The 23,766-nt window shown below is 35.8% G+C and carries 21 protein-coding genes; 16 read left to right on the top strand and 5 right to left on the bottom strand.

Annotated elements, in window-relative coordinates:
- Positions 1 to 43 precede the first annotated feature (43 nt).
- Both CLU97_RS11820 and ychF read left to right on the top strand, forming a co-directional pair.
- A complete protein-coding gene (locus CLU97_RS11820) occupies positions 44 to 1,996 on the top strand; it encodes an AAA family ATPase (RefSeq protein WP_183084557.1) in 1,953 nt (650 codons plus the stop codon).
- A 125-nt stretch (positions 1,997 to 2,121) separates the two neighbouring features.
- On the top strand, positions 2,122 to 3,213 hold the full coding sequence (ychF, locus tag CLU97_RS11815; protein ID WP_121488103.1) for a redox-regulated ATPase YchF: 1,092 nt from the start codon (positions 2,122 to 2,124) through the stop codon (positions 3,211 to 3,213).
- 442 nt (positions 3,214 to 3,655) lie between these two features.
- On the opposite strand, the gene CLU97_RS23680 is transcribed toward ychF, so the two are convergent.
- From CLU97_RS23680 to CLU97_RS11800, 3 genes are read right to left on the bottom strand one after another with little or no spacing between them, the layout of a single operon-like run.
- On the bottom strand, positions 3,656 to 3,814 hold the full coding sequence (locus CLU97_RS23680; RefSeq protein ID WP_183084556.1) for a hypothetical protein: 159 nt from the start codon (positions 3,812 to 3,814) through the stop codon (positions 3,656 to 3,658).
- Between the two features lie 36 nt (positions 3,815 to 3,850).
- Positions 3,851 to 4,048: a bacteriocin gene (locus tag CLU97_RS11805; RefSeq protein ID WP_121488101.1), complete on the bottom strand. Its 198-nt coding sequence runs from the start codon at positions 4,046 to 4,048 to the stop codon at positions 3,851 to 3,853.
- A 30-nt stretch (positions 4,049 to 4,078) separates the two neighbouring features.
- Positions 4,079 to 4,270 carry a hypothetical protein gene (locus CLU97_RS11800; RefSeq protein WP_121488100.1) on the bottom strand — a complete coding sequence of 64 codons (192 nt, stop codon included), beginning with the start codon at positions 4,268 to 4,270 and terminating at the stop codon, positions 4,079 to 4,081.
- 219 nt (positions 4,271 to 4,489) lie between these two features.
- On the opposite strand from CLU97_RS11800, the gene CLU97_RS11795 reads away from it, so the two are divergent.
- The 7 genes from CLU97_RS11795 (at position 4,490) to CLU97_RS11765 (ending at position 11,610) form a co-directional block, all read left to right on the top strand.
- Positions 4,490 to 5,515, top strand: coding sequence for an SDR family oxidoreductase (locus CLU97_RS11795; RefSeq protein WP_121488099.1), 1,026 nt, complete (start codon positions 4,490 to 4,492; stop codon positions 5,513 to 5,515).
- Between the two features lie 3 nt (positions 5,516 to 5,518).
- The gene (locus CLU97_RS11790; protein ID WP_121488098.1) at positions 5,519 to 6,172 is read left to right on the top strand and encodes an NAD-dependent epimerase/dehydratase family protein; all 654 of its coding nucleotides are present in this window, start codon (positions 5,519 to 5,521) and stop codon (positions 6,170 to 6,172) included.
- An 83-nt stretch (positions 6,173 to 6,255) separates the two neighbouring features.
- On the top strand, positions 6,256 to 7,299 hold the full coding sequence (locus CLU97_RS11785; protein WP_228437668.1) for an MBL fold metallo-hydrolase: 1,044 nt from the start codon (positions 6,256 to 6,258) through the stop codon (positions 7,297 to 7,299).
- 6 nt (positions 7,300 to 7,305) lie between these two features.
- The gene (locus CLU97_RS11780; protein WP_121488096.1) at positions 7,306 to 8,085 is read left to right on the top strand and encodes a helix-turn-helix domain-containing protein; all 780 of its coding nucleotides are present in this window, start codon (positions 7,306 to 7,308) and stop codon (positions 8,083 to 8,085) included.
- A 59-nt stretch (positions 8,086 to 8,144) separates the two neighbouring features.
- Entirely contained in the window at positions 8,145 to 9,083 is a 939-nt protein-coding gene (locus CLU97_RS11775) for a helix-turn-helix domain-containing protein (protein ID WP_121488095.1), read from the top strand.
- Positions 9,084 to 9,172: 89 nt separating this feature from the next.
- The gene (locus CLU97_RS11770; protein ID WP_121488094.1) at positions 9,173 to 9,937 is read left to right on the top strand and encodes an SDR family NAD(P)-dependent oxidoreductase; all 765 of its coding nucleotides are present in this window, start codon (positions 9,173 to 9,175) and stop codon (positions 9,935 to 9,937) included.
- A 422-nt stretch (positions 9,938 to 10,359) separates the two neighbouring features.
- Positions 10,360 to 11,610: a tail fiber domain-containing protein gene (locus tag CLU97_RS11765; protein WP_121488093.1), complete on the top strand. Its 1,251-nt coding sequence runs from the start codon at positions 10,360 to 10,362 to the stop codon at positions 11,608 to 11,610.
- A gap of 103 nt (positions 11,611 to 11,713) precedes the next feature.
- Here the strand turns inward: CLU97_RS11765 and CLU97_RS11760 are convergent, their stop codons facing one another.
- Positions 11,714 to 12,862 (bottom strand): methionine aminotransferase, encoded by a 1,149-nt coding sequence (locus tag CLU97_RS11760; protein ID WP_121488092.1) that lies wholly within the window; start codon positions 12,860 to 12,862, stop codon positions 11,714 to 11,716.
- A gap of 490 nt (positions 12,863 to 13,352) precedes the next feature.
- Here CLU97_RS11760 and CLU97_RS11755 point away from each other — a divergent pair, with 490 nt between their 5' ends.
- From CLU97_RS11755 to CLU97_RS11725, 7 genes are all read left to right on the top strand, one after another.
- Positions 13,353 to 15,239 (top strand): DNA topoisomerase IV subunit B, encoded by a 1,887-nt coding sequence (locus tag CLU97_RS11755; RefSeq protein WP_121488091.1) that lies wholly within the window; start codon positions 13,353 to 13,355, stop codon positions 15,237 to 15,239.
- Between the two features lie 225 nt (positions 15,240 to 15,464).
- Positions 15,465 to 15,881: a hypothetical protein gene (locus CLU97_RS11750; protein WP_228437666.1), complete on the top strand. Its 417-nt coding sequence runs from the start codon at positions 15,465 to 15,467 to the stop codon at positions 15,879 to 15,881.
- A 5-nt stretch (positions 15,882 to 15,886) separates the two neighbouring features.
- Positions 15,887 to 18,478 carry a DNA gyrase/topoisomerase IV subunit A gene (locus CLU97_RS11745; RefSeq protein WP_121488089.1) on the top strand — a complete coding sequence of 864 codons (2,592 nt, stop codon included), beginning with the start codon at positions 15,887 to 15,889 and terminating at the stop codon, positions 18,476 to 18,478.
- 41 nt (positions 18,479 to 18,519) lie between these two features.
- Positions 18,520 to 19,161, top strand: coding sequence for a rhomboid family intramembrane serine protease (locus CLU97_RS11740; protein ID WP_121488088.1), 642 nt, complete (start codon positions 18,520 to 18,522; stop codon positions 19,159 to 19,161).
- A gap of 31 nt (positions 19,162 to 19,192) precedes the next feature.
- On the top strand, positions 19,193 to 20,281 hold the full coding sequence (locus tag CLU97_RS11735) for a helix-turn-helix domain-containing protein (protein WP_121488087.1): 1,089 nt from the start codon (positions 19,193 to 19,195) through the stop codon (positions 20,279 to 20,281).
- A 146-nt stretch (positions 20,282 to 20,427) separates the two neighbouring features.
- Entirely contained in the window at positions 20,428 to 21,213 is a 786-nt protein-coding gene (locus tag CLU97_RS11730) for an SDR family NAD(P)-dependent oxidoreductase (protein WP_121488086.1), read from the top strand.
- Entirely contained in the window at positions 21,159 to 22,238 is a 1,080-nt protein-coding gene (locus tag CLU97_RS11725) for an NAD-dependent epimerase/dehydratase family protein (RefSeq protein WP_228437664.1), read from the top strand. Before CLU97_RS11730 ends, CLU97_RS11725 begins: the two co-directional genes overlap by 55 nt.
- On the opposite strand, the gene CLU97_RS11720 is transcribed toward CLU97_RS11725, so the two are convergent.
- A complete protein-coding gene (locus CLU97_RS11720) occupies positions 22,220 to 23,761 on the bottom strand; it encodes a lectin-like domain-containing protein (RefSeq protein ID WP_228437663.1) in 1,542 nt (513 codons plus the stop codon). The two genes, CLU97_RS11725 and CLU97_RS11720, sit on opposite strands and share 19 nt — an antisense overlap.
- Positions 23,762 to 23,766 lie beyond the last annotated feature (5 nt).

The raw sequence follows: 23,766 nt of genomic DNA, 5'->3' as shown, positions 1-23,766 counted from the left end.
TTTTGTAAACTAACTTTATCTATTTTTGAATAAACTAATGTATATGAGTTATAAATTTGATTTAATTTTTCCTAATGCTTTTAATTCATATTATAATGAAAATGAAGTAGAGCTGGTAAAACTATATGATCTTTCTACAATTAATATATTTACGGGTGCTAATAATAGTGGTAAAAGTAGACTTATAAGAACTTTTCTAGTTGCTAATACTATTCATTATGAAAATAAATTTTTATTAGAAAAGTATCTTACAGAATTTAATGAACTAATCACTAATAAAAGATTCGGTGGATTTAATAGAAATAATCATGTACGTTTTACTTCATATCAAAATGACCAGCATGAAGTAGTCTTTAAAATTTTAAACTACTCTGAATTTCAGTTAGACATCTTAAAAGATATAGATTTTAATATAAATATTTTTAAATTTTTAACTGAGAACTATAATGACCTTTCATTAAATTACTTTGGACATAATGGATTTATTCAACTGCTTGGAGATGATAAAGAAAAAATTGATCTGCTGTTAATGGAAATAAAAAAAATGCTGCATCAAAATTTTTTTGAAGAAAGGAAAAAAATATTTATTCCAACTCTTAGGACTGCTCATTCAATTTTTCAAAAAAAAAGCGATGAAAGTTTTTCAAAAATATCAACGGATATTTTAAAGCAGACAATCGTGAAAAGTTATTATTTGGATGATGAAAAGATTGAAGTTTTTACAGGAATGGATTTGTATTATCAAATTGTGAATGTAAGAAATGATATAAAAGATAAAAGAGAAAGATTTGAAAAATTTGAAGAATTTTTATCTCAAAATTTTTTCCACGGAAAGCGTGTAGAAATTGTTGCAAAATTTAATATTTATGATAAGCACAATGGTAAAGATGACTCGGAAATAATTAATGTTTTCATTGACGAGGAAAGCAAAGATTTACATGAGCTAGGTGATGGGATTCAGGCTTTGTTTATTTTAATGTACAAGATTTATACTTGTGATAATAAAAGTGTTATTTTTATTGATGAACCTGAGATTAATTTGCATCCAGGGATGCAACGCCTATTTTTAGAACAGATTACAAATAATAAATTTCTAAAAGAAAAGGAGATAACTTATTTCATTTCTACACATTCAAACCATTTCTTAGATTTGACAATTGAAAAAGATGATATTTCTATTTTCCTATTTAATAAGGTAAATAAAGATAAATTTATTGTAAAGAATGTTAATCATGGAGATAATTCTGCCCTACAATACCTTGGAGTAACTAATTCTTCTGTATTTCTAGCTAATTGTTCTATATGGGTAGAGGGAATTTCTGATAGAAACTATTTGAAAGCATTTTTAAAAGCATATTGTAGAGCTAATTCAAATAAAATATATCCTAAGGAAGATATTGAATTTGCATTCATTGAATATGCTGGAAGTAATATAGATCATTATAATTTTGATGAAATTGAATTAAAACAAAAAATAAATGCTTTTTCAATTAATAATAAAATATTCTTAATCTCTGATTATGATGGGCCATATAAAAATGAAAAACATGCTATTTACGAAGAAATAGAAAAAGAAAATAATAACTTTAAATATCAGACAACTAAGGATTATAGAGAAATAGAGAACTTGTTACCGTTCAGCATTTGGGATAAAATTTTAATTAACTTTTGTGACAAGAGAAAAGTGAAAACAAATGATGATATTGAAAGAGTGCAACTAGAAATATCAAACTCTCTAAAAAAGAAAAAAATAGAAGTTTATAAAACAGCGTATATTGGAAAATTATTAAAAAATATTAAAGCAAATGTTCCTGAATTGAATAAAATTTGGGATAAAACAGAAGGAACTTTAATGAACAAATCCGAAGTAAGCTTTAAAGTTTTAGAATTAACAGAACAGGAACTAATAACTTGGGATGATTTCAAGACAAATCCTAAAATAGTTTCTATAGTACAGAATCTATATGATTTTATTCAAAAATCTAATTATAGATAAATCATTTTTTATTACGGTTAAACTTCACTATCTTTGCACACTCGTAATTCAAGGTTCTGAGTTCAATGTTTAAAGTTGAGAATACCTTGAGTTGCTCCTAAACCTTAAACTTTGAATTTTACAATATGAAATGTGGAATCGTAGGCCTGCCGAATGTAGGTAAATCAACACTTTTTAACTGTCTGAGCAACGCAAAAGCTCAATCAGCAAACTATCCTTTCTGTACTATTGAACCGAACCTTGGAACGGTTTCTGTACCGGATCAGAGATTGTTTGAACTGGAGAAAATCGTAAAGCCGGAGAGAGTTTTACCAGCTGTAGTTGAGATTGTTGATATTGCAGGTCTTGTAAAAGGAGCCAGCAAAGGAGAAGGATTGGGGAACCAGTTCCTGGCTAATATCCGTGAGTGTGAAGCTATTATTCACGTTTTAAGATGTTTTGACAATGGAAACATCGTTCACGTAGAAGGTTCTGTAGATCCGTTAAGAGATAAAGAAATTATCGATATAGAGCTTCAGCTGAAAGACCTGGAAACGGTAGGGAAAGCAGTGGAGAAAGCTAAAAAATTCATCAAATCAGGAAAGAAAGAAGATATTCTTACTTACGAAACCCTTCAGAATTTGCAGAAATTCCTTGAGGATGGTAAAAATGCAAGAGAATTTGCTGTAGATGATTTCACAAAATCAATCATTGGAGAAGTTCAGTTATTGACGAATAAGCCGGTACTTTACGTTTGTAATGTAGACGAAAATTCTATCAAAAATGGAAACGACTGGATTGGTAAGATTGAAGAAATGGCTAAGAGTGAAGGAGCTGAAGTAGTGGTATTGGCCGCGCAAATTGAAGCAGATATCAATGAACTTGAAACTTTCGAAGAAAGAGAAATTTTCCTTGATGAGTTGGGTCTTACTGAACCGGGAGTTAACCGTTTGATCAGAAAAGCCTATGACCTTTTAAAACTTCAGACGTATTTTACAGCCGGAGTAAAAGAAGTAAGAGCATGGACTATAGGACAGGGATGGACAGCTCCTCAAGCTGCGGGAGTAATCCACACCGACTTCGAAAAAGGATTTATCCGTGCAGAAGTAATCAAGTATAATGATTATATCACGTACGGTTCTGAAGTAAAAATAAAAGAAGCCGGAAAACTTTCTGTAGAAGGCAAAGAATATATTGTACAGGATGGTGACATCATGCACTTCAGATTCAATGTATAAGAAAAGTATTAAAGTTAGTTATATTTAAAAAGCGCTTCCATGTATTTGGGAGCGCTTTTTGCATGTATTTGTAGCAAGTGAGATCTATTATTTAAATAAATTCTTTTGCTTACAACTGCTCCCTGAAATCAGAGAACAGTTTTTTTGTTTTATTTTTAAAGCTAGACACCTGTCTCGAATCTGCATTTTGGCTCTATGCAGCTTATGGAGACAACAACACAGTTACCAACTATATCTGTACATGTTAAATCTGCCTGACCAGTTCGGCACTGCGGTTCATAGCATGATGGGTGAATCTGTGTACATATTGTTCCATTCTGTATACTGCATATCCTTACACCTCCTTGAATAGTTTTCAATTCTTTTTTATTGAGTTTTTTTCCTTTGTTTAAATGTGAGCTTTTCATTGATAGTTTTTATAGTTTAGTTTTTTTTCTATAGATTACAATTCAATCCCTGGCTGGCACTGTTTTTCTGCACAAGCAAGAGCGTATTTTTTACAGGTTAGATCTGGAAGCAGGCACATTTCCTTTCCACCAGTAATGATTCTCAGTTGCTTTTTATTTAATTTTTTTCCGTGATTTAAATCTTGATTTTTCATAATGTTTGGTATTTAGTGAATTATTTTGCTAAAGCTTTAAGGTTGTGGTCTGCAGATTTTTTGTGCACATCCCATGGAAATGGTAGTACAGTTTCTCACATCTCCCGGAGGATAGGTTTCACAAGGAAACTCCGTACAGAGAATAGGTTCCATGCAGTTCAGCATTCCCCCTTGAATAGACTTTAACTCCTTTTTGTTGAGTCTTTTACCTTTGTTTAGATGCAGTTTTTTCATAATATATTTTGTTGCTTAAATGAGTAGCTGCTACAATTGCGGTCTGCACTCTTTTTGAGCACATTTTGGAGAGATAATAGTACATCCATAAGGATCAGAAGCAGGTTCACATGGAGGTGCCGGACATAGAACGGGTTCCATACAATTGATAAGCCCTCCTTTAATAGTTCTTAACTCTTTTTTGTTAAGTTTTTTCCCGATTTGACTGATTTGATTTTTCATTGATTTGATTTTTAATGGGTTAGTTTTAACGAAAGTAATAAAAATAAATGAAATATATCACTATGTTTAGATAAAATAAAGAATTATTTCGATTAAGCAGTGTGGTATTGATAATTGAATTAATAAAAGCCTGAACTTTTCAACACAATCAAAATGGACTTTTCAACACATCAACATGATGCTTTATTTTGGAAATTTGCCTTACTAATATTTTAGAAAATGGAAAATAAAGAAACCGTTTTGGTAACAGGAGGTTCAGGGTTCATAGCCTGCTATTGTATGATTGCCCTGCTTAACAATGGATATAAAGTAAGAGCTTCACTTCGTTCTTTAGATAAGAGCGAACTGGTAAAACAAATGCTGAAAGAAGGAGGTATCAATTCATTTGAAGACCTATCCTTTGCGGTGGCGGATTTAGAAAATGAAACAAGTTGGGAAAAAGCTGTGGAAGGATGCCAATATATTATTCATACTGCTTCACCTACGCCTCATACCAACGCCAAAACAGAAGAAGATTTTGTAATTCCTGCCAAAAATGGGGTGCTGTTTGTATTGAGAGCCGCAAAAAATGCAGGGGTGAAAAGAGTAGTGCTTACTTCAGCCTTCGGAGCTGTAAGCTACGGAACATGGAAAAATACACCCTACACAGAAGAAGATTGGACGGTACTTAATGATTCGGTTGCTCCTTATCAGCGTTCCAAGACTATTTCGGAAAGAGCTGCGTGGGATTTTATCCAAAATGAAGGCAAGGGTATGGAACTGGCGGTGGTGAATCCAACAACAGTTATGGGACCTGTTTTATCAGACGATTATGCCCATTCTATCCAGATCATAAAGCAAATGCTCAATGGAGAAATGAAAGGCTGCCCCAAGCTGATTACAGGATTTGTGGATGTACGGGATGTTGCGGATCTTCATGTCAAAGCATTAAGTATGCCCGAAGCAAACGGCCAGCGCTTCATTGCTGTGGCAGGAGAAGCACTTTCTATGCTGGAAGTGGCAGCAATTCTCAGAAAGAAATTAGGAAAAACGGCAGAAAAAGCTCCTACAAAAGAATTACCCAACTGGCTTATCAGATTGCTTGCAGTTTTTAATCCGAGGCTGAAAATGATTGTTCCACACTTAGGTTTGGTAAAAAGAGCAAGCAGTGAAAAAGCAATACAACAATTGGGATGGAAGCCGAGAATGGCTGATGAAGCCATATTAGCTGCTGCAGAAAGTTTAATTAAATTTAATCAGATTTAAAAAATGAAAGTTATCATTACAGGATCAACAGGATTAGTTGGCGAAGGTGTTTTACTGGTTTGCCTGGAAAATCCGGAAGTAACTGAGATTCTAAGCATCAGCAGAAAGCCAATTAACCGCAAGCATAATAAGCTGAAAGAACTGATTGTAAAAGATTTTTCAGAAATAAAGAACTACGCTTCCGAACTGAGCAGTTATGATGCATGCTTCTTTTGTGCAGGAGCAAGCTCAGTAGGAGAAACAGAAGAAACCTTTACCAGGAAAACCTACGATTTTACCGTTCCTTTTGCAGAAACTTTATCAAAAATCAATGCTTTTATGACGTTTATTTATGTTTCAGGAAATAGAACCGACAGCACAGAACAGGGAAAAGTAATGTGGGCAAGGGTAAAAGGGCGTACCGAAAACGCTTTGCTTAAACTCCCTTTTAAAGCCGTATATAATTTCCGCCCAGGATTTATGAAGCCTGTAAAAGGGCAAAAAAATATTCGTTTTATTTACCGTATTTTTGATGCAATATCACCATTGTGGTATCTTACATTTCCTAATTGGATCTGCAGAATGGAAGAAGTGGGACTGGCAATGATTCACTGCGTTTCCAAAGGCTATCCTAAAGCCGTTCTGGAAGTGAAAGATATTAAAATATCAGCCCGATGAAGACATTTCTAAAAATAGTAAAGAGGACATTAATTGGTATTCTGTCTCTTGCCCTGATTATGATTTTTATAACCTGGTTTTACATGAGGAAACCACAATTTGGGGCATTACCGGAACGAGAAAGGCTGGAACTTATAAAAAAATCACCCCATTATAAAGATGGAAAATTCAGGAATCTGGAAGAAAAACCAACCATTACCAAAGGATATAGCATGCTGGGGGAAATATGGACGTCCATTACAAAAGAATTTCCTCATACAGAGCCTCTTGACGTTCTCCCTTCTGTAAAAACAGATCTGAAATCAATCCCGGCCAATGAAAATATAATCGTTTGGTTCGGGCATTCTTCATTCTTTTTACAACTGAATGGAGTGAAAATTTTAGTAGACCCGATTTTCAGCGGCAAAGCATCACCCCTTCCTTGGGGAGTGAAGGCTTACAAAGGAAGTGATATTTATACAGCAGCTGATATGCCTGAGATTGATTATATGCTGCTCTCTCACGACCATTACGATCATCTTGACTACGAAACAGTAACCGCGTTACAGCGTAAAGTAAAATATGTTGTTTGCGGGCTGGGAGCCTGGGCTCATTATGAAAGATGGGGATATACAAAACAGCAGATTATAGAGAAAGACTGGGGCGAAAAAGTACAGGTAAAGCCTGATCTTGCCATTTTTGCGGAAAGCACACATCATGATGGTGGAAGAGGATTTAAAAGCTCACAGGCTTTATGGCTTTCATTTTTCATTCAGTCTCCGGGGATGAATGTTTACTACAGTGGAGATGGCGGATACAGTAATCGTTTTAAACAGATTGCCGCAAAATATCCTGCAATTGATTGGGCGATCATGGAGTGTGGTCAATACAATAAAGCATGGCAGTCTGTACATGAATTACCCGAAGAAGTAGCTTTGGCAGCCACAGAGTTGAAAGCGAAAAATATGCTGCCCGTTCACCACTCCAAATTTACTTTAGCAAGACATCCCTGGAATGAGCCTTTAGAGCGTATTTCAGCATTGTCTCAAGGAAAAGCATACCGTCTTGCCACTCCTGTGATTGGTGAAAAGGTAAGATTAAGTGACAACACGCAGCAGTTTAAACAATGGTGGAAAAATGTAAAATGATGAACAATGAAAATAACTGAGATAAAATCCTGTTTCGTAGGCCCTGTAGTTTCGCCGGAGCAATTTATAGCAGAACACTTCTTTTTGTTTCTGGTAAAAGGAACAATGAATGGTTATGATGGTAATAAACATTATGTTTTAAAACCCGGTGACAGCTGTATTGTACTCAAAAATCGTCTCGCCCGTTACAATAAACAGAAAGATAATAATGAATTCGAAAAAGTTATTTTTATGTTTGATGAACTGTTTTTGATGAACTTTCACAAAAAACACAGTCTGTCTTTTCAGAATCATCAGTCAAAAAATGCTTTTATTCCTGTTAAAAAAGATCCTTTGATTAACAGCTTTCTGCTTTCACTGGAACCTTATTATACAGAATCCGGGCAGATAAATAATGCATTTTCAGATGTAAAAAGAGAAGAACTATTGCTGATTCTGCTGCAGCTGCATCCTGAATTATCAGATATTCTTTTTGATTTTGCGATTCCGGGAAGGCTGGATCTGGAAGAATTTATGCAGAAAAATTATAAATTTAATGTGAATCTGGAACGTTTCGCATTCCTTACCGGGCGTAGTTTGTCTGCCTTTAAAAGAGATTTTAAAAAAATATTCAATGAAACACCCAACCGCTGGCTGGTTAAAAGACGATTGCAGGAAGCCAGATTTCTGATCGAAGAAAAAAAACAGCGGCCTTCAGATATTTATATTGATTTGGGATTTGAGGATTTATCACACTTTTCATTTGCTTTCAAGAAAGAATTTGGAATTCTGGCGAGCAATTTGTAATCCATCCAAAGCAGACTATTTTCTAACTTCGTATATTTGAATTTTACAAATCATCTGCGATGGAAAAAGTGGCACATACTTCACTGGAAGACTTTTATAGAGAAATGGCTGCCAAATTGGGCAAAGATCTTGAAAGTATTTTCCCCAAAGGGCTTCATAAAGATATTGGACACTTTAATGTTTTTGATATCAAACAGACTATTGAAAGGGTGAAAACCACTTCAGAAATGCCTTATAACAGGAGAAAGTATTACAAAATAAGCCTGATCAGAGGGAAAAACCGGGCAGAATATGCAGATAAGATCATTTCGATACAGCAAAATGCTTTGTTATTTGCAACTCCGAAAGTTCCTTATCACTGGGTTCCGGAAGACCCTGACCAGTCGGGGAGTTTCTGTGTATTTACCGAAGATTTTTTCATCAAGGCACAGTCCCGGTTTTCATTGGAAGATCTGCCTATTTTCCAACCGGGAAATATTCCCGTGTTTGAAATTGAGGATGAACTGGCAGATGAAATAGAAATTCTGTTCACCAAAATAAAAAAAGAAATAGATTCCGATTATATTTTCAAATATGATCTGATCCGGAATTATGTGCTGGAGCTGATTCATTATGGTCAGAAACTGCAGCCCGCTGCTAAACTTTCAGCTTCAAATGATGCTTCATTAAGAGTGGTTTCTTTATTTATAGAACTTCTTGAAAGACAGTTTCCCATAGAATCCTCAGATCACAGATTGCAGCTGAAAACAGCTAAAGATTATGCTGACAGGCTGGCTGTTCATGTTAATTATTTGAATAAAAAATTAAAGGAAAGTACAGGAAAAACAACTACCGAATTTATTTCCGACCGTATTATTCAGGAAGCTAAAATTCTTCTAAGGCAAACCAAATGGAATGTTTCTGAGATTTCTTATGCTCTGGGTTTTGAAGAAATTGCCCATTTCTCCAACTTTTTCAAAAGGAAAACTTCCTTTACTCCTTTAGAATTTCGCTCCTGATTTGAATTTTGCAAATTTCAGATTGATTCAAGCAAACATTTCAGTCTGAAAATATCCCAACTTTGTACCATCAAAATAATCAAAATACAATGAACACAAAAACAAAAATTGCATTAGTAACAGGCGGAAGCCGTGGATTGGGAAAAAACTCTGCACTTAAAATAGCTCAAAAGGGATTAGACGTTATAATTACCTACAGAAGTAACAAAGAAGAAGCTGATGCTGTGGTGAATGAAATACAAGCAATGGGAAGAAATGCCGTTGCTTATCAGCTGGATACAAAAGATATAAAAAGTTTTGATGCTTTTGTAAAAAATGTAACAGATCACTTACAACAAAACACGGGAAGTACGCATATTGATTATCTTGTCAATAATGCGGGGACAGCTTTATATGCACCAATTACAGAAGTTACGGAAGAACAGCTGGATGATGTGGTAGATATCCATTTCAAGGGAGTATTTTTCCTGACTCAGAAATTGTTGCCATTCATCAATGATGGAGGAGGAATTATCAATGTATCTTCGGGGCTGGCAAGATTCGCTACACCGGGATCTTCCATTTACGGATCAATCAAAGCGGGAGTCGAAATGCTTACAAAATATATGGCTAAAGAGTTAGGAGCAAGAAAGATTAAAGCCAATGTTGTAGCTCCGGGAGCTATTGAAACAGATTTCGGTGGCGGAAGAGTAAGGGATAATGAAGAGATCAATGCAATGGTAGCTGGTGCCACAGCTCTTGGAAGAGTAGGTCTGCCTGATGATATTGGCGGAGTAGTGGCTTTCCTTTGTACGGAAGATGCAGGATGGATCAACGGACAAAGAATTGAAGTTTCAGGAGGAATGTTTTTATAATAGCATTCTTTAATAACCAATCCGAATCCTTACCTATCAAAAAGAACGTATCAATGATGATACGTTCTTTTTGATTACATATAGAGAATGTACATTTTTATAATATATAGATAAATGGTAATGATAACCGAGTTAATATTTTTCCGAATAGTAATGTATGAAAACAGATTGATACAAGTAGGATTTCTTTATTTTGTGTTTGTTTTATTATTGATAATCAGTATTATAGAAATTTTGTTGTAGTTTGATTTAGATGTGATGTATATTTGTTGTATATCATTTTTAGATTAATTTAGCTGAAACATTCAATTTTGCCGGGCTTTTCATAACGAGAAGATCTTTTTTAATTTTTCCTTTGTATGATACAATATAGGGAAGACATTGAAAAAGAAAGATAAAATTAAACACATATATTTTAACAAATGATGAAAAAGAAAAACACAGTTTCTCTACTGGCGTTGGTATTGCTATCACCAGCATTAATGTACTCACAAGTCGGTGTCCAGACTTCAAATCCCCAAGGAACTTTTCACGTAGATGGAGCAAAAGATAATCCTGCTTCCGGAACACCTTCAGCAGCTCAGCAAAATAATGATATGGTTCTGCAGCAAAGCGGAAATTTTGGTTTAGGAACTACAACACCGGAGAATAAGTTTCAGGTTATCACAACAAAATCTGTAAATAACAGATATACCTTAATTGATGCTCCTAATGCTGGTATTAAACATCCTATATTAGCATTGAGAAATACATCACCCGCAGCAGCAAATAACTTTTCCCTTATTGGTTTTACAAATAATGGACCTGCAGGAGGAGGAGCATCCTGGGGTATTGGATCCATACGTAACCAGAGTAATACGAATGAAGATTTCTATTTTGGGAACTCTCCAGTTAACAACGAATATGTCGAGCGTATGAGAATAAGAGCTAATGGGTATGTAGGTATTAATACCAGCACCCCTGAAAACAGATTTCATGTTGTGGCAACAGAAGCTGTCAGTAACAGATATACCTTAATCGATGCTCCTAATGGTACTAATCAGTATCCTATCTTGGCGGTTCGAAATACTTCAACAACAGCAGCAAATAATTTAGCGCTCATAGGTTTCACAAACGATGGAACAAATGCTGGCGGAGCAAACTGGGGGATCGGTTCTATACGTAATGGTACTGGCAAAGATGAAGAAGATTTTTATTTTGGATATTCTGTAGGTGGTTATTACCAAGAGCGTTTGAGAGTTAAAGCTAACGGATCTCTAGGTCTTGGAACAAGTGCACCAACAAGCTTGCTTTCTGTAAATGGTACAGCGGACAAGCCTGGAGGAGGAAGCTGGGGAACTTTCTCAGATAGAAGAGTTAAAAAAGATATTGAAAAATTTGAGGACGGATTAAATGTTATTAACCAATTAAAGCCTGTTACGTATAGATATAATGAAAAGTCAGGATATCAAGATCAAAATAAGAAATATGTAGGTTTTATAGCTCAGGATGTTGAAAAAGTTGCGCCTTATATGGTCAATATAATAGATGACAGTGCGAAAAGTGGTCTTAAAGACAAAAGAGAATTTGATGAAAGTGCACTTACAAAAATTTTGGTGAATGCAGTACAGCAGCAGCAGCAAGAAATTAATCTGCTTAAAAAAGAGATTTCAGAGCTTAAAAAACATAATTAAGAACTAACCAAAATATATTTAGTGTTTGATAGATATATTTTTGAGAGGCTGAGGAATAATTTTCCTCAGCCTTTTTTAATAGAAATATTTTTATATTTTTTTCTTAAATTTTTGATAAGTTTTCAATCGCTCTTTCCAAAGTTTCCTGTTTCTTGGCAAAACATAATCTGATCACATTTTCATTCAGTTTGTTTTTATAAAATGAGGAGAAAGGAACACTGGCAATCTTATGATTGATGGTGAGCTCAGAAGCGAAATCGAAATCATTTTTATCTGATATTTTATCATATTTTACCGCCTGAAAATACGTTCCTTCACAATCAAGCAGTTCAAAAGAAGTTCCTGACAGTCCTCTTCTTAAAAAGTCTCTTTTTTCCTGAAAAAACTGATTCAGATGGGTATAATGATCTTCGTTTTTCATGTATTCTGCCAATGCAAGCTGAATAGGTGTGTTTACGCAGAACACATTGAACTGATGTACCTTTCTGAATTCATCCGTTAAGTTTTTAGGTGCGGCGCAATAACCTACTTTCCAGCCGGTAACATGGAACAACTTTCCGAAAGAGGCAACAAGAAGACTTCTTTCCTTCAGTTCAGGATATTGGCAGATACTTAAATGCTGCTTTCCGTCAAAAACAATATTTTCATATACTTCATCACTTAAAATAAGAATGGAAGTTCCTTTTACCAGCTGAATAAGTTCCTGTATATCATTTTCTTTCAGGATTTTCCCTGATGGATTGTTAGGATTGTTAAGAATGATCATTCTGGTTTTGTCACTCACCAGGTTCTTTACAGCAGCCCAGTCTATTTCATACTCCGGAGATTTCATTTCAAAACGCTTTACAATTCCTCCAAAAAGCTCTACGGTAGGCTCATAGCAGTCATATGCAGGTTCAAAAATAATCACTTCATCATCTTTCTTGATAAAAGAGGCAATAGCGGTGAAAATAGCCTGGGTTCCGCCCGCTGTAACGGTTATTTCAGAATCGGGATGGTAGACTGCCTGATGGCTGTTTTCTATTTTTCGGGCAATTTCTTCCTTTAGCCCAATCATTCCTCCAAGTGGAGCATATTGGTTAAATCCCTTTTTAATAAAATGATCTACATGGTTCAATAATTCCGGATCTGGCATAAAGTCCGGAAATCCCTGAGACAGATTAATAGCTTCATTTTCATTGGCAAGTTGAGTCATCTGACTGAAAATGGTAGTTCCTACATTGGAAAGTTTAGACAAAGGAAGTTGTATCATTAGAAAAGTTTTGTTGACCGAATTTAATGAAATATTTAAAACAGTTTTCAACTTAAAGAAAATAAAAAATCAGACAAAGTATAGATTGGGATATAATATCTGGATATTCCTGTATTTAAATGTTAAATTTTAAAAGGCAAAAATGATTTTAAAGGTGGTTTTTATTTTTTAACTAATTCGAAGAAATTTATCGTTTTATTGAACTTATTGCATTGGTTTTATTGAAAAAATGCTATAGTTTAATTGAAAAGCGCAATAAAAAATACATATCAATAGATAGGCTGCAATATTTTTATTTTATGCAATACATTGATGAAAATTTTAAAATTTAGAATGCACTCTGATTGCTTTTGTACTGTAACCTATTTAATTGACTTGAAATTCTATTATATCTCTATTGGCTAAACGATAAAAGTTAGGAAAAAATGATTTTTAAAATTCGGATAATTTTGGACAATTTCGTACTTTTGTATGTTTGCTGAAATCATATATGTCACAAGAAATAAATCCAACCTACTCCGAAGATAATATCAGAACCCTCGATTGGCAGGAACACATCCGTCTGCGCCCCGGTATGTACATCGGGAAGCTCGGTGACGGTTCTTCTGCTGATGACGGTATTTATATCCTGCTTAAAGAGATTCTTGATAACTCTATTGATGAGTTCAGAATGCGTTCAGGAAAAAGAATTGAAATAAAGCTGGACGACGGTAAAGTTACCATTCGTGACTTTGGACGTGGAATCCCGCTGGGGAAAGTAGTAGATGCCGTATCCAAGATGAATACCGGTGGTAAATACGACAGCAAAGCATTTAAAAAATCTGTAGGATTGAACGGTGTTGGTACCAAAGCGGTGAATGCCCTTTCAGACTACTTCCGTGTACGTTCTTTCAGAGATGGAAAAATGAAAGTTGCTGAGTTCTCGCGCGGGATGATCAAAGAAAACTTTGAAGAAAAAGAAACTTCGGACAGAAATGGTACCGAAATTTCCTTTATTCCGGATGGAGAGATATTCCTGCACTTCAAATACAGAAAAGAGTATATCGAAAGAATGCTCCGCAACTATGCCTATCTGAACCCGGGATTAAAAATTCTTTTCAACGGAGAAACCTATTATTCCGAAAATGGTCTTAAAGACTTGTTGGAGGAAGAACTGGAAAGCGAGATTCTTTACCCGATCGTTCATTTGAAGGATGAAGATATTGAACTGGCCATTACCCATTCTGATAAATCGCAGACGGAAACCTATTTCTCATTCGTTAACGGGCAGAACACCACTCAGGGAGGAACACACCTGAATGCTTTCCGTGAAGCATATGTGAAGACCATTCGTGAATTTTTCAATAAAAGTTTTGATGCTTCTGATATCAGAAAATCTATCATTGCAGCGATCTCGATTAATGTAGAAGAACCGGTTTTCGAGTCTCAGACCAAAACAAAACTGGGGTCTAATGATATGGGCCCGAACGGACCTACGGTAAGAACATTCATTATTGATTTCCTGAAAAGCAAGCTGGATAACTTTTTACATAAGAATCCTGAAATTGCAGAAGCAATTCAAAGAAAAATATTAATATCTGAGCGGGAAAGAAAAGAACTTTCCGGAATCCAGAAACTGGCAAGAGAAAGAGCTAAAAAAGTATCTCTTCACAATAAAAAACTTCGTGACTGCAGACAGCACTATAATGATCAGAAAGCCGAAAGAAAAGGAGATACACAAATCTTCATTACTGAGGGAGATTCTGCATCAGGATCTATCACAAAATCAAGAGATGTAGAAACCCAGGCTGTATTTTCACTGAAGGGTAAGCCACTGAACTGCTATGGTCTTACGAAGAAAGTAGTGTATGAAAATGAAGAATTTAACCTTCTTCAGGCCGCTTTGAATATTGAAGAAAGCCTTGAAGATCTGAGATACAATCAGGTAATCATTGCTACCGATGCCGATGTGGATGGGATGCATATTCGTCTGCTGATGATTACTTTCTTCCTGCAATTCTTCCCGGATCTGATTAAAAACGGACACCTCTATATCCTTCAGACTCCTCTATTCAGGGTGAGAAATAAGAAGGAAACGAGATACTGTTATTCAGAAGCAGAAAGAGTAAAAGCATTAAATGATCTGGGGAAAAATCCTGAAATCACACGATTTAAAGGATTAGGAGAGATTTCTCCGGATGAATTTAAGCATTTTATTGGTAAAGATATCCGTTTAGAGCCTGTAGTAGTAGGAAAAGACCAAACGATAGATCAGCTTCTGGAATTCTACATGGGGAAAAATACCCCAGACAGGCAGACTTTTATTTTGGAAAATCTTGTGGTGGAAGATGATACTGATATTGATAAAAAAGAAACCCTGGACGAAATAGAAAATTGAAAAAATAGACTTAAAAACCATCATGTAAAACTGAGAAAATAAAAATTCATTAAATAAAACATCAGAAAAACTGTTCGTGAAAACGAACAAACACAGACAAAAATACACACACACATTTTGGATGAGGTATAAAAAAATAAGAAAAATTACACCCAAAAAATCAAAATGAGATTAAGCAACCGTAATAAAGTATCAATGTATAACTCTTTGATTACTATACTTTTAATGATAACAGTGTCTGGAATAGTCATATTTATAGCAAATGAATATAGATTTAATGCACTGGGTAAAGAAAGTTATTTATTGATTATTGTTCCCCTTGTACTGCTGATTATATTTTACATCAGCGGCAGACAGGTTTTTGAATATGACAGCGATGGAGAAGCTTTAAACTTTAAAAACAGGAATATTATTCCTTTTTTAGACAAACCTCTTCACGACGAATTTCCAAAATACAAACTCATAAAATATGATGTGGTAAGTATCCTCTTTTTCAAAAGATTATATGTTACCGTTTCCAGTAAGAATAATGGCTCTACAATGCTGAAGTACCAGATTTCTTATCTGACCAAAAAAGAAGTAAATGATTTAAAACTCTCTCTGAACAAAGTAGTGAAAGCTAATAAAGAGAAAAACGATTAAAACAGATGACGACAGAAGAACATTCGCATGAGGGCGAAAGCTTAAAGAAGGTCTCCGGTCTTTACAAAGACTGGTTTCTGGATTATGCTTCCTATGTAATTTTGGATAGAGCTATCCCTTCGGTGTATGATGGTTTAAAACCCGTTCAGCGAAGAATCATGCACTCTATGCGGGAGCTGGAAGACGGCCGTTACAACAAAGTGGCCAATATTGTGGGAAATACCATGAAATACCACCCGCACGGTGATGCTTCCATTACAGATGCCATGGTGCAGATTGGGCAGAAAGAGTTGCTGATAGATACTCAGGGAAACTGGGGAAATATCTATACGGGAGACTCTGCAGCTGCAGCAAGATATATTGAAGCCAGGCTTACTCCTTTTGCGCTGGAAGTTGTCTTTAATCCTAAAACTACAGAATGGACGAAGTCTTATGATGGAAGAAATAATGAACCTGTCGATTTACCCGTGAAATTTCCTTTGCTTCTGGCACAGGGAGTAGAAGGTATTGGGGTAGGACTTTCTACAAAAATACTTCCGCATAACTTCAATGAGCTTATCAATGCTTCTGTAGCTTATTTAAAAGGAAAGAGATTTGAACTGTATCCCGACTTTTTAACAGCCGGTTATCTGGATGTTTCCGAATATAATGACGGCCACAGAGGTGGAAAAGTAAGAGCCAGAGCCAGAATTACCCAAACGGATAAGCATACACTGGTTATTTCTGAACTTCCTTACTCTAAAACAACGACTGATCTTATTGACTCTATCTTAAAAGCCAATGAGAAAGGGAAAATCAAAATCAAAAAAATTGAGGATAATACTTCAGATAAAGTAGAAATCCTGATTCATATTCATAATGATGTTTCACCTGATAAGACAATAGATGCCCTCTATGCATTCACAGACTGTCAGGTGACTATTTCTCCCAATGCATGCGTGATTGTAGGAGATAAACCAATGTTTATGAATGTTTCCGATATTCTGAAAATGAATACGGATCATACGGTGTCTTTATTGAAAAAAGAGCTTGAAATTGAACTTCATGAGCTTCAGGAAAGCTGGCATTTCTCTTCACTGGAAAGAATTTTCATTGAAAACAGGATCTATCATGATATTGAAGAGGTGAAAACATGGGAAGACGTAATAAAAACTATTGATGCAGGATTAAAACCTCACACCAAACATCTTTTAAGAGCTGTAACGGAAGAGGATATTCTAAAACTGACCGAAATCCGGATCAAAAGAATTTCAAGATTCGATTTAGATAAATTTAAAGAAAATATAGCATCGCTGGAAGGCAAAATAGAACAGGTAAAATACCACCTTGCCAACCTGATTGCATATGCCATTGATTATTATTTAAATATCCAGAAAAAATACGGTAAAGACAAGCAGAGAAAAACAGAGCTTAGAATCTTTGATACCATTGATGCTACAAAAGTAGCGGTAGCCAACGAGAAATTCTATGCCAATTTTGAAGAAGGTTTCATCGGAACATCTCTGAGAAAAGACCAATATCTGTTCGATTGTTCTGATATTGATGATATCATTATCTTCAGAAAAGACGGAAGTATGAAAGTGGTAAAAGTAGAAGCCAAAACATTTGTTGGAAAAGATATTCTGCATGTTGCCATCTGGAAGAAAAATGATAAGAGAACAGTATATAATATGATCTATCGTGAAGGTAGGGAAGGACCATATTATATGAAACGATTCTCTGTAACCGGAGTGACCAGAAATACAGATTATCCGTTAGCATCAGATAAAAAAGGATCAGAAACCCTTTATTTTTCAGCCAATCCTAATGGGGAAGCAGAAACCGTAACGGTATTGTTAAAGCCAAATCCAAGAATCAGAAAGAATAAAATGGAGATTAATTTCTCTGATCTGGCCATTAAAGGAAGAGATTCCAAAGGAAATCTGGTAACCAAATATGCGGTAAAGAAAGTAGATATGAAGGAAGAAGGAGTTTCTACTCTGGCACCCAGAAAAATCTGGTTTGATGACACCGTGAGAAGACTGAATGCAGATGTAAGAGGAACATTACTGGGAAGCTTCAAAGGAGATGATAAAATATTAACTATCAATACAAATGGAGAAGTAAAGCTGGTTTCTTTTGACCTGGGTAACCGTTTTGATGATGAATATCTGGTTCTGGAAAAGTGGAGACCTGCACAACCAATTACTTGTATTTATTATGATGGAGAAAAAGATATTTACTTCATCAAGAGATTCCTGTTGGAAAATACGGTCAATGTACAGACTTTCATGCCTTCTGAGCACCCGAAATCATTTATTGAGAATGTAATTGTTGCTAATGATGTAACGGCGGAAATCATTTTTGCAAAAGATAAAGGAAAAGAGCGTGAGCCGGAAACCATCAATATTGATGAATTTATTGCTGTAAAGGGAATAAAAGCAATCGGTAATCAGTTTACCAAATTCAAAGTAAAAGCGATTAATATTACCATTCCTGAGCCGGTAGAAGAAGAGCCCGAAGTATATGAAGATCCGGAACCAACCGGGGATATAGATGAAGACGGTGGAATTATCGGAGATCTTTTTCAGGAAGACGGGAATAATGAAAGTGAATAGATCATAAGTGATCTTTTCAGGTATAACATAAAAAACATACGATGGATATAGTTGTTTTAATTATCATTGTAGTCACATGTATTTTCAGTTACATGGGATTCAACAATATGGTACTCTTTGAAAAATATAAATTCAATGTGGGGGCTATTGCAAATCGTAAAGAATATATAAGGCTTATCAGTTCTGCATTTTTGCATGCAGACTTTATGCACTTATTTTTTAATATGCTTTCCCTATACTTTTTCCAGGGAGTAGTGGTGAGTTTCTTTGGCGAAACGGGATTTGTCATTATTTATTTCGGATCTATGATTCTGGGGAATTTATTCAGTTTGCTGATTTATAAAAACCAACCCTGGTATTCAGCTATCGGAGCATCAGGAGCTGTTTCAGGAATTATTTTTGCTTCTATCGCTATGGCACCCAACGAGATTAGTGTGAACTTCTTACCCGGATGGATATTTGGAACATTATATTTCGGATATTCCGTTTATATGATGCTGAACCCAAAGCAATGGGATAATCTGGGACATGCGGCTCACCTTGGAGGTGCTTTTTTCGGGCTGGTTTACTCCATTGTAATGCATCCGCAGCTGGCCATGAGCAACATTCTTTTCTTAGGAGCCATGTCACTTCCGTTAATTTATTTAGGATATGAAATTTTTATAAAGAAACGAATAGGATAAAAGACTATTTTTAATCAAAATATCAAAACCAATGAACACATCAGAGTTAAACAGTTTCATCGTGATACTTATCTATGGTTCATTGGTTTTGCTTTCTCTGCTGAAGCTGGCCAACCCTTTACAAGTAAATAACAAAGCCAATTTCTGGTTCGGGATATTTCTCTTTCTGTGGTCTACCTTTTGGCTGGATGAAATTCTGTTTCTCATTACAGGTTCCATTATCGAGTTTCATTCTCTGTTTTGGGTGAGGTTTATTCAGTTTTTTACTCCCGTTGTTTTTTATTTTAGTGTACTGTTTTATACCAATCCTTCTTTTACCTTTAAAATTACAGCGGTTAAGTTCTTAATCCTTCCGGCGGCTTTTCTGGTTTGTCTTGTATTGATCAAATGCGGATATGAAAAACCATTTGACAATCTGAGTGTCATTCTCATTCTGATTCAGGCGCTTTTCTATACCGGTCTTTCCTATATTACCATCAGAAAGCACCAGCGAAAGATTCAACAGTTTTCGTCCAATACGGAAGGAATAAATCTGAATTGGCTGGAATATATTATTCTGGTACTTCTTATGGTGAACATCATTTATGTGATCTATAACTTATTCTATGACCCGAAATCATTGAATTTCTTTATCAATACTGTCTTCTTATCCGTTATTTATTGGGTGGGGTACTATTCTTTGAAACAGAAAGAAATTTATCCTTTAGAAGAAAAGCAAAGACAGGAACTGATCTCTATTGATGAAGATTCCAATACAGAAGAAGTAAAGAGAAAACTTATTTCCGATGAAGAACTTTCAAAGATTAAAAACTCATTGGAAGGAATTATGGAAGTACGGAAACCTTATCTTGACAGCGAGCTCAATCTGATCAGGCTGGCTGAAATGCTGTCCGTTTCCACCCATCATCTTTCATATGTCATCAATACCGGTTTTGGAAAAAATTTCTTCCAGTATGTGAATGAATACAGAGTAGATTATGCCCAAAAACTTTTGAAAGAACCGAACAGTAAACTCTCTATTCTAGGAATTGCTTACGAGTCCGGATTCAATTCGAAAACTTCTTTCAATACTACCTTTAAAAAAGTGACCGGACAAACCCCTTCTGAGTTCAAAAAATAAGTTCCGGTTTATAAAGTTTTACTTGTTTTTAATTTTAAATAATTGATTTTTAATGGTTTGTGTTTTGCTTGGAAATCAGTTCGTTCAGATAATCCGGAACATTTAAGCCTTCTTTACACGATAGCTTTGTACCATAATTTAAACGTATGGATACCAAAGAATCATATGCTGTGGTTACAGGAGCAAGTCAGGGGCTCGGTAAATCATTCGCTGAAAATCTCGCAAAGAAAAATATTAATGTTATTCTTGTAAGTCTTCCAGACCAAAATCTCAAAGAATTTTCTGAAGATTTAATGGGTTTGTATGATGTAAAAGTTCACTATTACGAAACAGATCTTTCTGTTCATGAAAATGTAATGAAGCTCACAGAATGGCTTAATCAGTCTTTTGATATTCATATTCTCATCAATAATGCAGGGCTTGGCGGAACGAAGAAATTTACAGAAGCTTCTTCTGACTATATCAACACCATTTTGCAGGTGAATGTAGCAGCCACTTCACTGATTACCCACCAACTGCTTCCTAATCTTTTAAAACAGCCTAAAGCCTATATTCTGAATGTCTCAAGTATGGCAGCTTTTTCTCCCATTGGCTTTAAAACCGTGTATCCCGCTTCCAAAAGTTTTATCCATTCATTTTCAAGAGGACTTCATGAAGAGCTGAAAGATACCAGCGTCTTTGTAAGCGTTGTGAATCCCGGAGCAATGAAAACCAATAAGGATGTATGTGAAAGAATAGAAAAACAGGGTTTTATGGGTAAATTAACACTTTTAAATCCTGATAAAGTAGCATCTTACTGCATTCGCCAGTTATTTAAAAAAGATTCCGTAATTATGGTGAATCCAATCAGCTGGCTGGTAATGAAAATTTTACCCATATGGATCAAACTTCCGTTGATGACCCAGGCTATAAAAAGAGAGATCGAAGCATGAAAAAAGTATGTGTAACCGGAGCAACCGGGCTTCTGGGAACTAATGTCATTCTTAAATTATTACAAAATGGTTATTCTGTTATTGCTCTGGTGCGCAAAAAAAGCAGCTGGCTGGGTGAAGAAAACGAGAATCTGAAGCTGGTGGAAGCGGATCTTTCATCCGATATCTCGGCACATCTTATTCATATAGACTGTATTATCCATATTGCGGCAGAAACACGCCAGAATCTTATCAGTTATGATGAATATAAGAAAGTAAACTATGAAGCTGTTGTGAATCTTTTTACCCATGCAGAACTGATGGGGATAAAAAAGTTTTTGTTTGTGAGTACGGCCAATACTTTAGGATTTGGAAACACAGCCTTCTGGGGAACTGAGAAAGCACCGCAGATTTATCCTTTTATCCATTCGTTCTATGCTCGAAGTAAGCTGGCGGCGGAAGATTACCTTTTAAAGAACCGTAAAAATGTAGAGGTTGTTATTGTTAATCCAACCTTTATGATTGGAGCGTACGACAGCAAACCAAGTTCAGGAAAAATCATCTTTTGGGCTTGGAAGAAGAAGCTGGTTTTCTATCCGAAAGGAGGAAAGAATTTTGTGCATGCAGAAGATGCAGCAATAGGAATATTGAACGCTGTTGAAAACGGTAAAAACGGCGAGAAATATCTTTTAGCCAATGAAAATTTAAGCTATAAAGAATTTTTTACGAAAGTAAACTGGGTTACCCATCAAAATCCAGTTATGATTGCTATTCCTGATATGGTTTTAAGCTTTCTTGGGTTGATTGGTGATGGTTTGAGGAAGTTAAGCATAAAAACAGATCTGAGTTCTTCCAATATGAAAGCACTGCAAATCAATAATTATTATTCTAATCAGAAATCAGTAGAGGAATTGGGCATTCAATATCAGCCAATTGATAAAGCCATCGAAGAAGCCGTTCAGTACTTTATTAAAAACCCTGTAATAAAAAAACCAGCTCCTAAAAGCTGGTTTTATCAAATATCAAATTATCTTTTTATGTACTGAGTTACATTTTTGTTAGAGATAACGCAGGCCTTGCTGCAGTTATTCGTGCTTGAAACATTAACCTGTACCAGTGCAGGCAATGATCTGTATTCTTCCTTATTGTAAGGAGCCTCAGTACCATTGCTTCCACCACCTTTAATGTCATACTGTATCTGGGCAACTCCTGTAAATCCAGCCGCTGGTCTGAAAGAAAGCGCTCCGGTAGTAGGGAAGTAGGTCCAGGTTCCCTGGCTGTTGGTATAGATCCCGCCTGTAATATTCGGAATCACTGCTCCGTTGTTATCCAAAAACCTGAATGAATTGAAATCAAGGTTATTATAGGAAAGCGTTGGAGGGTTTTGACCGCTTGCTGAAGAATAAGCTGCATCATTAAGCAAAGGATAATACGTTGATTTGATCCCCGGGCAGCCTGCAAACAAATCATCTGTAACTTCGGCAGCATAAGGTCTTGTAACCCCTAAGTTTTTCAATAAATGGATGTTTTTAGCAGCTCCTGTAGAAGCAGCAAATCCAATTCTGAAAGTAGCAGGCGCTGAAGTATCTAAAGTTCTCACTGTGCTGTTGGAGATCGTAGTTTCAGTATATTTTACAGAGGTAGGGTAGTAATAATTATCAATCACTTTTTCCTTCACCGTTCCGTGCTGTATTTCCAGGGTTATATTATAACCTCCTGCAGGATTGGGTGTCAATGTTACATATGCTTTACGGAATCTTGCATCACTTTCGGTAGCAGGAATGGTTGTTCCGCCACTTTCAATACTAAATTGCTGAAGAGTTGTATTTTTAATACCAATATATTTTCCCGTTGCAGTATCAAGATAAGCAGATCTGTTGTTGCTGGAAGGAGAGGCATTAGTAGCTGTACTGTAAAGCATTGGATAACCATTATATCCGGCAGGTTCAGCTGAAGAAAGGTACTGGTTTCCACGTTTACCTCTTAAAGTAATATTGCTTCTTCCATCGGCTAAACTTACTCCAAAAATTCCGTTTCTTACTCTTTCACCTTGGTTAAAGCTTGTTTTAAAATTCCCGAATTCATCCAGACCTATTCCTAGGTAAGCGCCTCTAAGCCCTTCTGTAGATTCGCCACCACGTACAAAGCTGTATCCTAATCCACCACCAAAATATCCTAGATTAAGCTGGTCTTTAGGAATGGAACCGTCTACTAAGAAGATAGAAATACCATCTCCTCCGTTAGTGTTTCCTCCATAAATGGCAAATTCAAATTCAAACTTGATTCCCTGGTCACTTTTGAATATTTTATCAGCAAGGATTACCCCTCCTGAAATATTATTCACGCTTCGCGTCAGTCGTAGTCCGTCCGTAGTAAAAGTAGCATCATTCTGAACACCGCTTGTAGCTACTTTATAGGCTTCCTGAGGCTGTAACCCCTGGGTAAAGTTCACAAAATACGGATATCCTGTTCCCTGTTCATTCTGTGCCTTCATATTTTGAGACAGCATAAACAGCGGAAATGCGAGCAAAAGTCTTTTGTATTGTACAATTGAGGTACTTTTTATCATAGCTC

Origin of the sequence: Chryseobacterium sp. 7, from assembly GCF_003663845.1 — a bacterium.
Taxonomy (GTDB): domain Bacteria; phylum Bacteroidota; class Bacteroidia; order Flavobacteriales; family Weeksellaceae; genus Chryseobacterium.
The sequence above is the reverse complement of the archived record's forward strand: the minus strand, read 5'-3'. Positions and strand labels throughout refer to the sequence as shown.

What these genes read in the sequence shown, in the direction of transcription:
- CLU97_RS11755 (WP_121488091.1), top strand. Translation starts at nt 13,353, where the DNA reads ATGTCACAAGAAATAAATCCAACCTACTCCGAAGATAATATCAGAACC.
- CLU97_RS11745 (WP_121488089.1), top strand. Translation starts at nt 15,887, where the DNA reads ATGACGACAGAAGAACATTCGCATGAGGGCGAAAGCTTAAAGAAGGTC.
- CLU97_RS11785 (WP_228437668.1), top strand. Translation starts at nt 6,256, where the DNA reads ATGAGGAAACCACAATTTGGGGCATTACCGGAACGAGAAAGGCTGGAA.
- CLU97_RS11720 (WP_228437663.1), bottom strand. Translation starts at nt 23,761, where the DNA reads ATGATAAAAAGTACCTCAATTGTACAATACAAAAGACTTTTGCTCGCA.
- CLU97_RS11780 (WP_121488096.1), top strand. Translation starts at nt 7,306, where the DNA reads ATGAAAATAACTGAGATAAAATCCTGTTTCGTAGGCCCTGTAGTTTCG.
- CLU97_RS11740 (WP_121488088.1), top strand. Translation starts at nt 18,520, where the DNA reads ATGGATATAGTTGTTTTAATTATCATTGTAGTCACATGTATTTTCAGT.
- CLU97_RS11805 (WP_121488101.1), bottom strand. Translation starts at nt 4,048, where the DNA reads ATGAAAAAACTGCATCTAAACAAAGGTAAAAGACTCAACAAAAAGGAG.
- CLU97_RS11730 (WP_121488086.1), top strand. Translation starts at nt 20,428, where the DNA reads ATGGATACCAAAGAATCATATGCTGTGGTTACAGGAGCAAGTCAGGGG.
- CLU97_RS11765 (WP_121488093.1), top strand. Translation starts at nt 10,360, where the DNA reads ATGATGAAAAAGAAAAACACAGTTTCTCTACTGGCGTTGGTATTGCTA.
- CLU97_RS23680 (WP_183084556.1), bottom strand. Translation starts at nt 3,814, where the DNA reads ATGAAAAATCAAGATTTAAATCACGGAAAAAAATTAAATAAAAAGCAA.
- ychF (WP_121488103.1), top strand. Translation starts at nt 2,122, where the DNA reads ATGAAATGTGGAATCGTAGGCCTGCCGAATGTAGGTAAATCAACACTT.
- CLU97_RS11750 (WP_228437666.1), top strand. Translation starts at nt 15,465, where the DNA reads ATGATAACAGTGTCTGGAATAGTCATATTTATAGCAAATGAATATAGA.
- CLU97_RS11790 (WP_121488098.1), top strand. Translation starts at nt 5,519, where the DNA reads ATGAAAGTTATCATTACAGGATCAACAGGATTAGTTGGCGAAGGTGTT.
- CLU97_RS11770 (WP_121488094.1), top strand. Translation starts at nt 9,173, where the DNA reads ATGAACACAAAAACAAAAATTGCATTAGTAACAGGCGGAAGCCGTGGA.
- CLU97_RS11725 (WP_228437664.1), top strand. Translation starts at nt 21,159, where the DNA reads ATGGATCAAACTTCCGTTGATGACCCAGGCTATAAAAAGAGAGATCGA.
- CLU97_RS11775 (WP_121488095.1), top strand. Translation starts at nt 8,145, where the DNA reads ATGGAAAAAGTGGCACATACTTCACTGGAAGACTTTTATAGAGAAATG.
- CLU97_RS11760 (WP_121488092.1), bottom strand. Translation starts at nt 12,862, where the DNA reads ATGATACAACTTCCTTTGTCTAAACTTTCCAATGTAGGAACTACCATT.
- CLU97_RS11735 (WP_121488087.1), top strand. Translation starts at nt 19,193, where the DNA reads ATGAACACATCAGAGTTAAACAGTTTCATCGTGATACTTATCTATGGT.
- CLU97_RS11820 (WP_183084557.1), top strand. Translation starts at nt 44, where the DNA reads ATGAGTTATAAATTTGATTTAATTTTTCCTAATGCTTTTAATTCATAT.
- CLU97_RS11795 (WP_121488099.1), top strand. Translation starts at nt 4,490, where the DNA reads ATGGAAAATAAAGAAACCGTTTTGGTAACAGGAGGTTCAGGGTTCATA.
- CLU97_RS11800 (WP_121488100.1), bottom strand. Translation starts at nt 4,270, where the DNA reads ATGAAAAATCAAATCAGTCAAATCGGGAAAAAACTTAACAAAAAAGAG.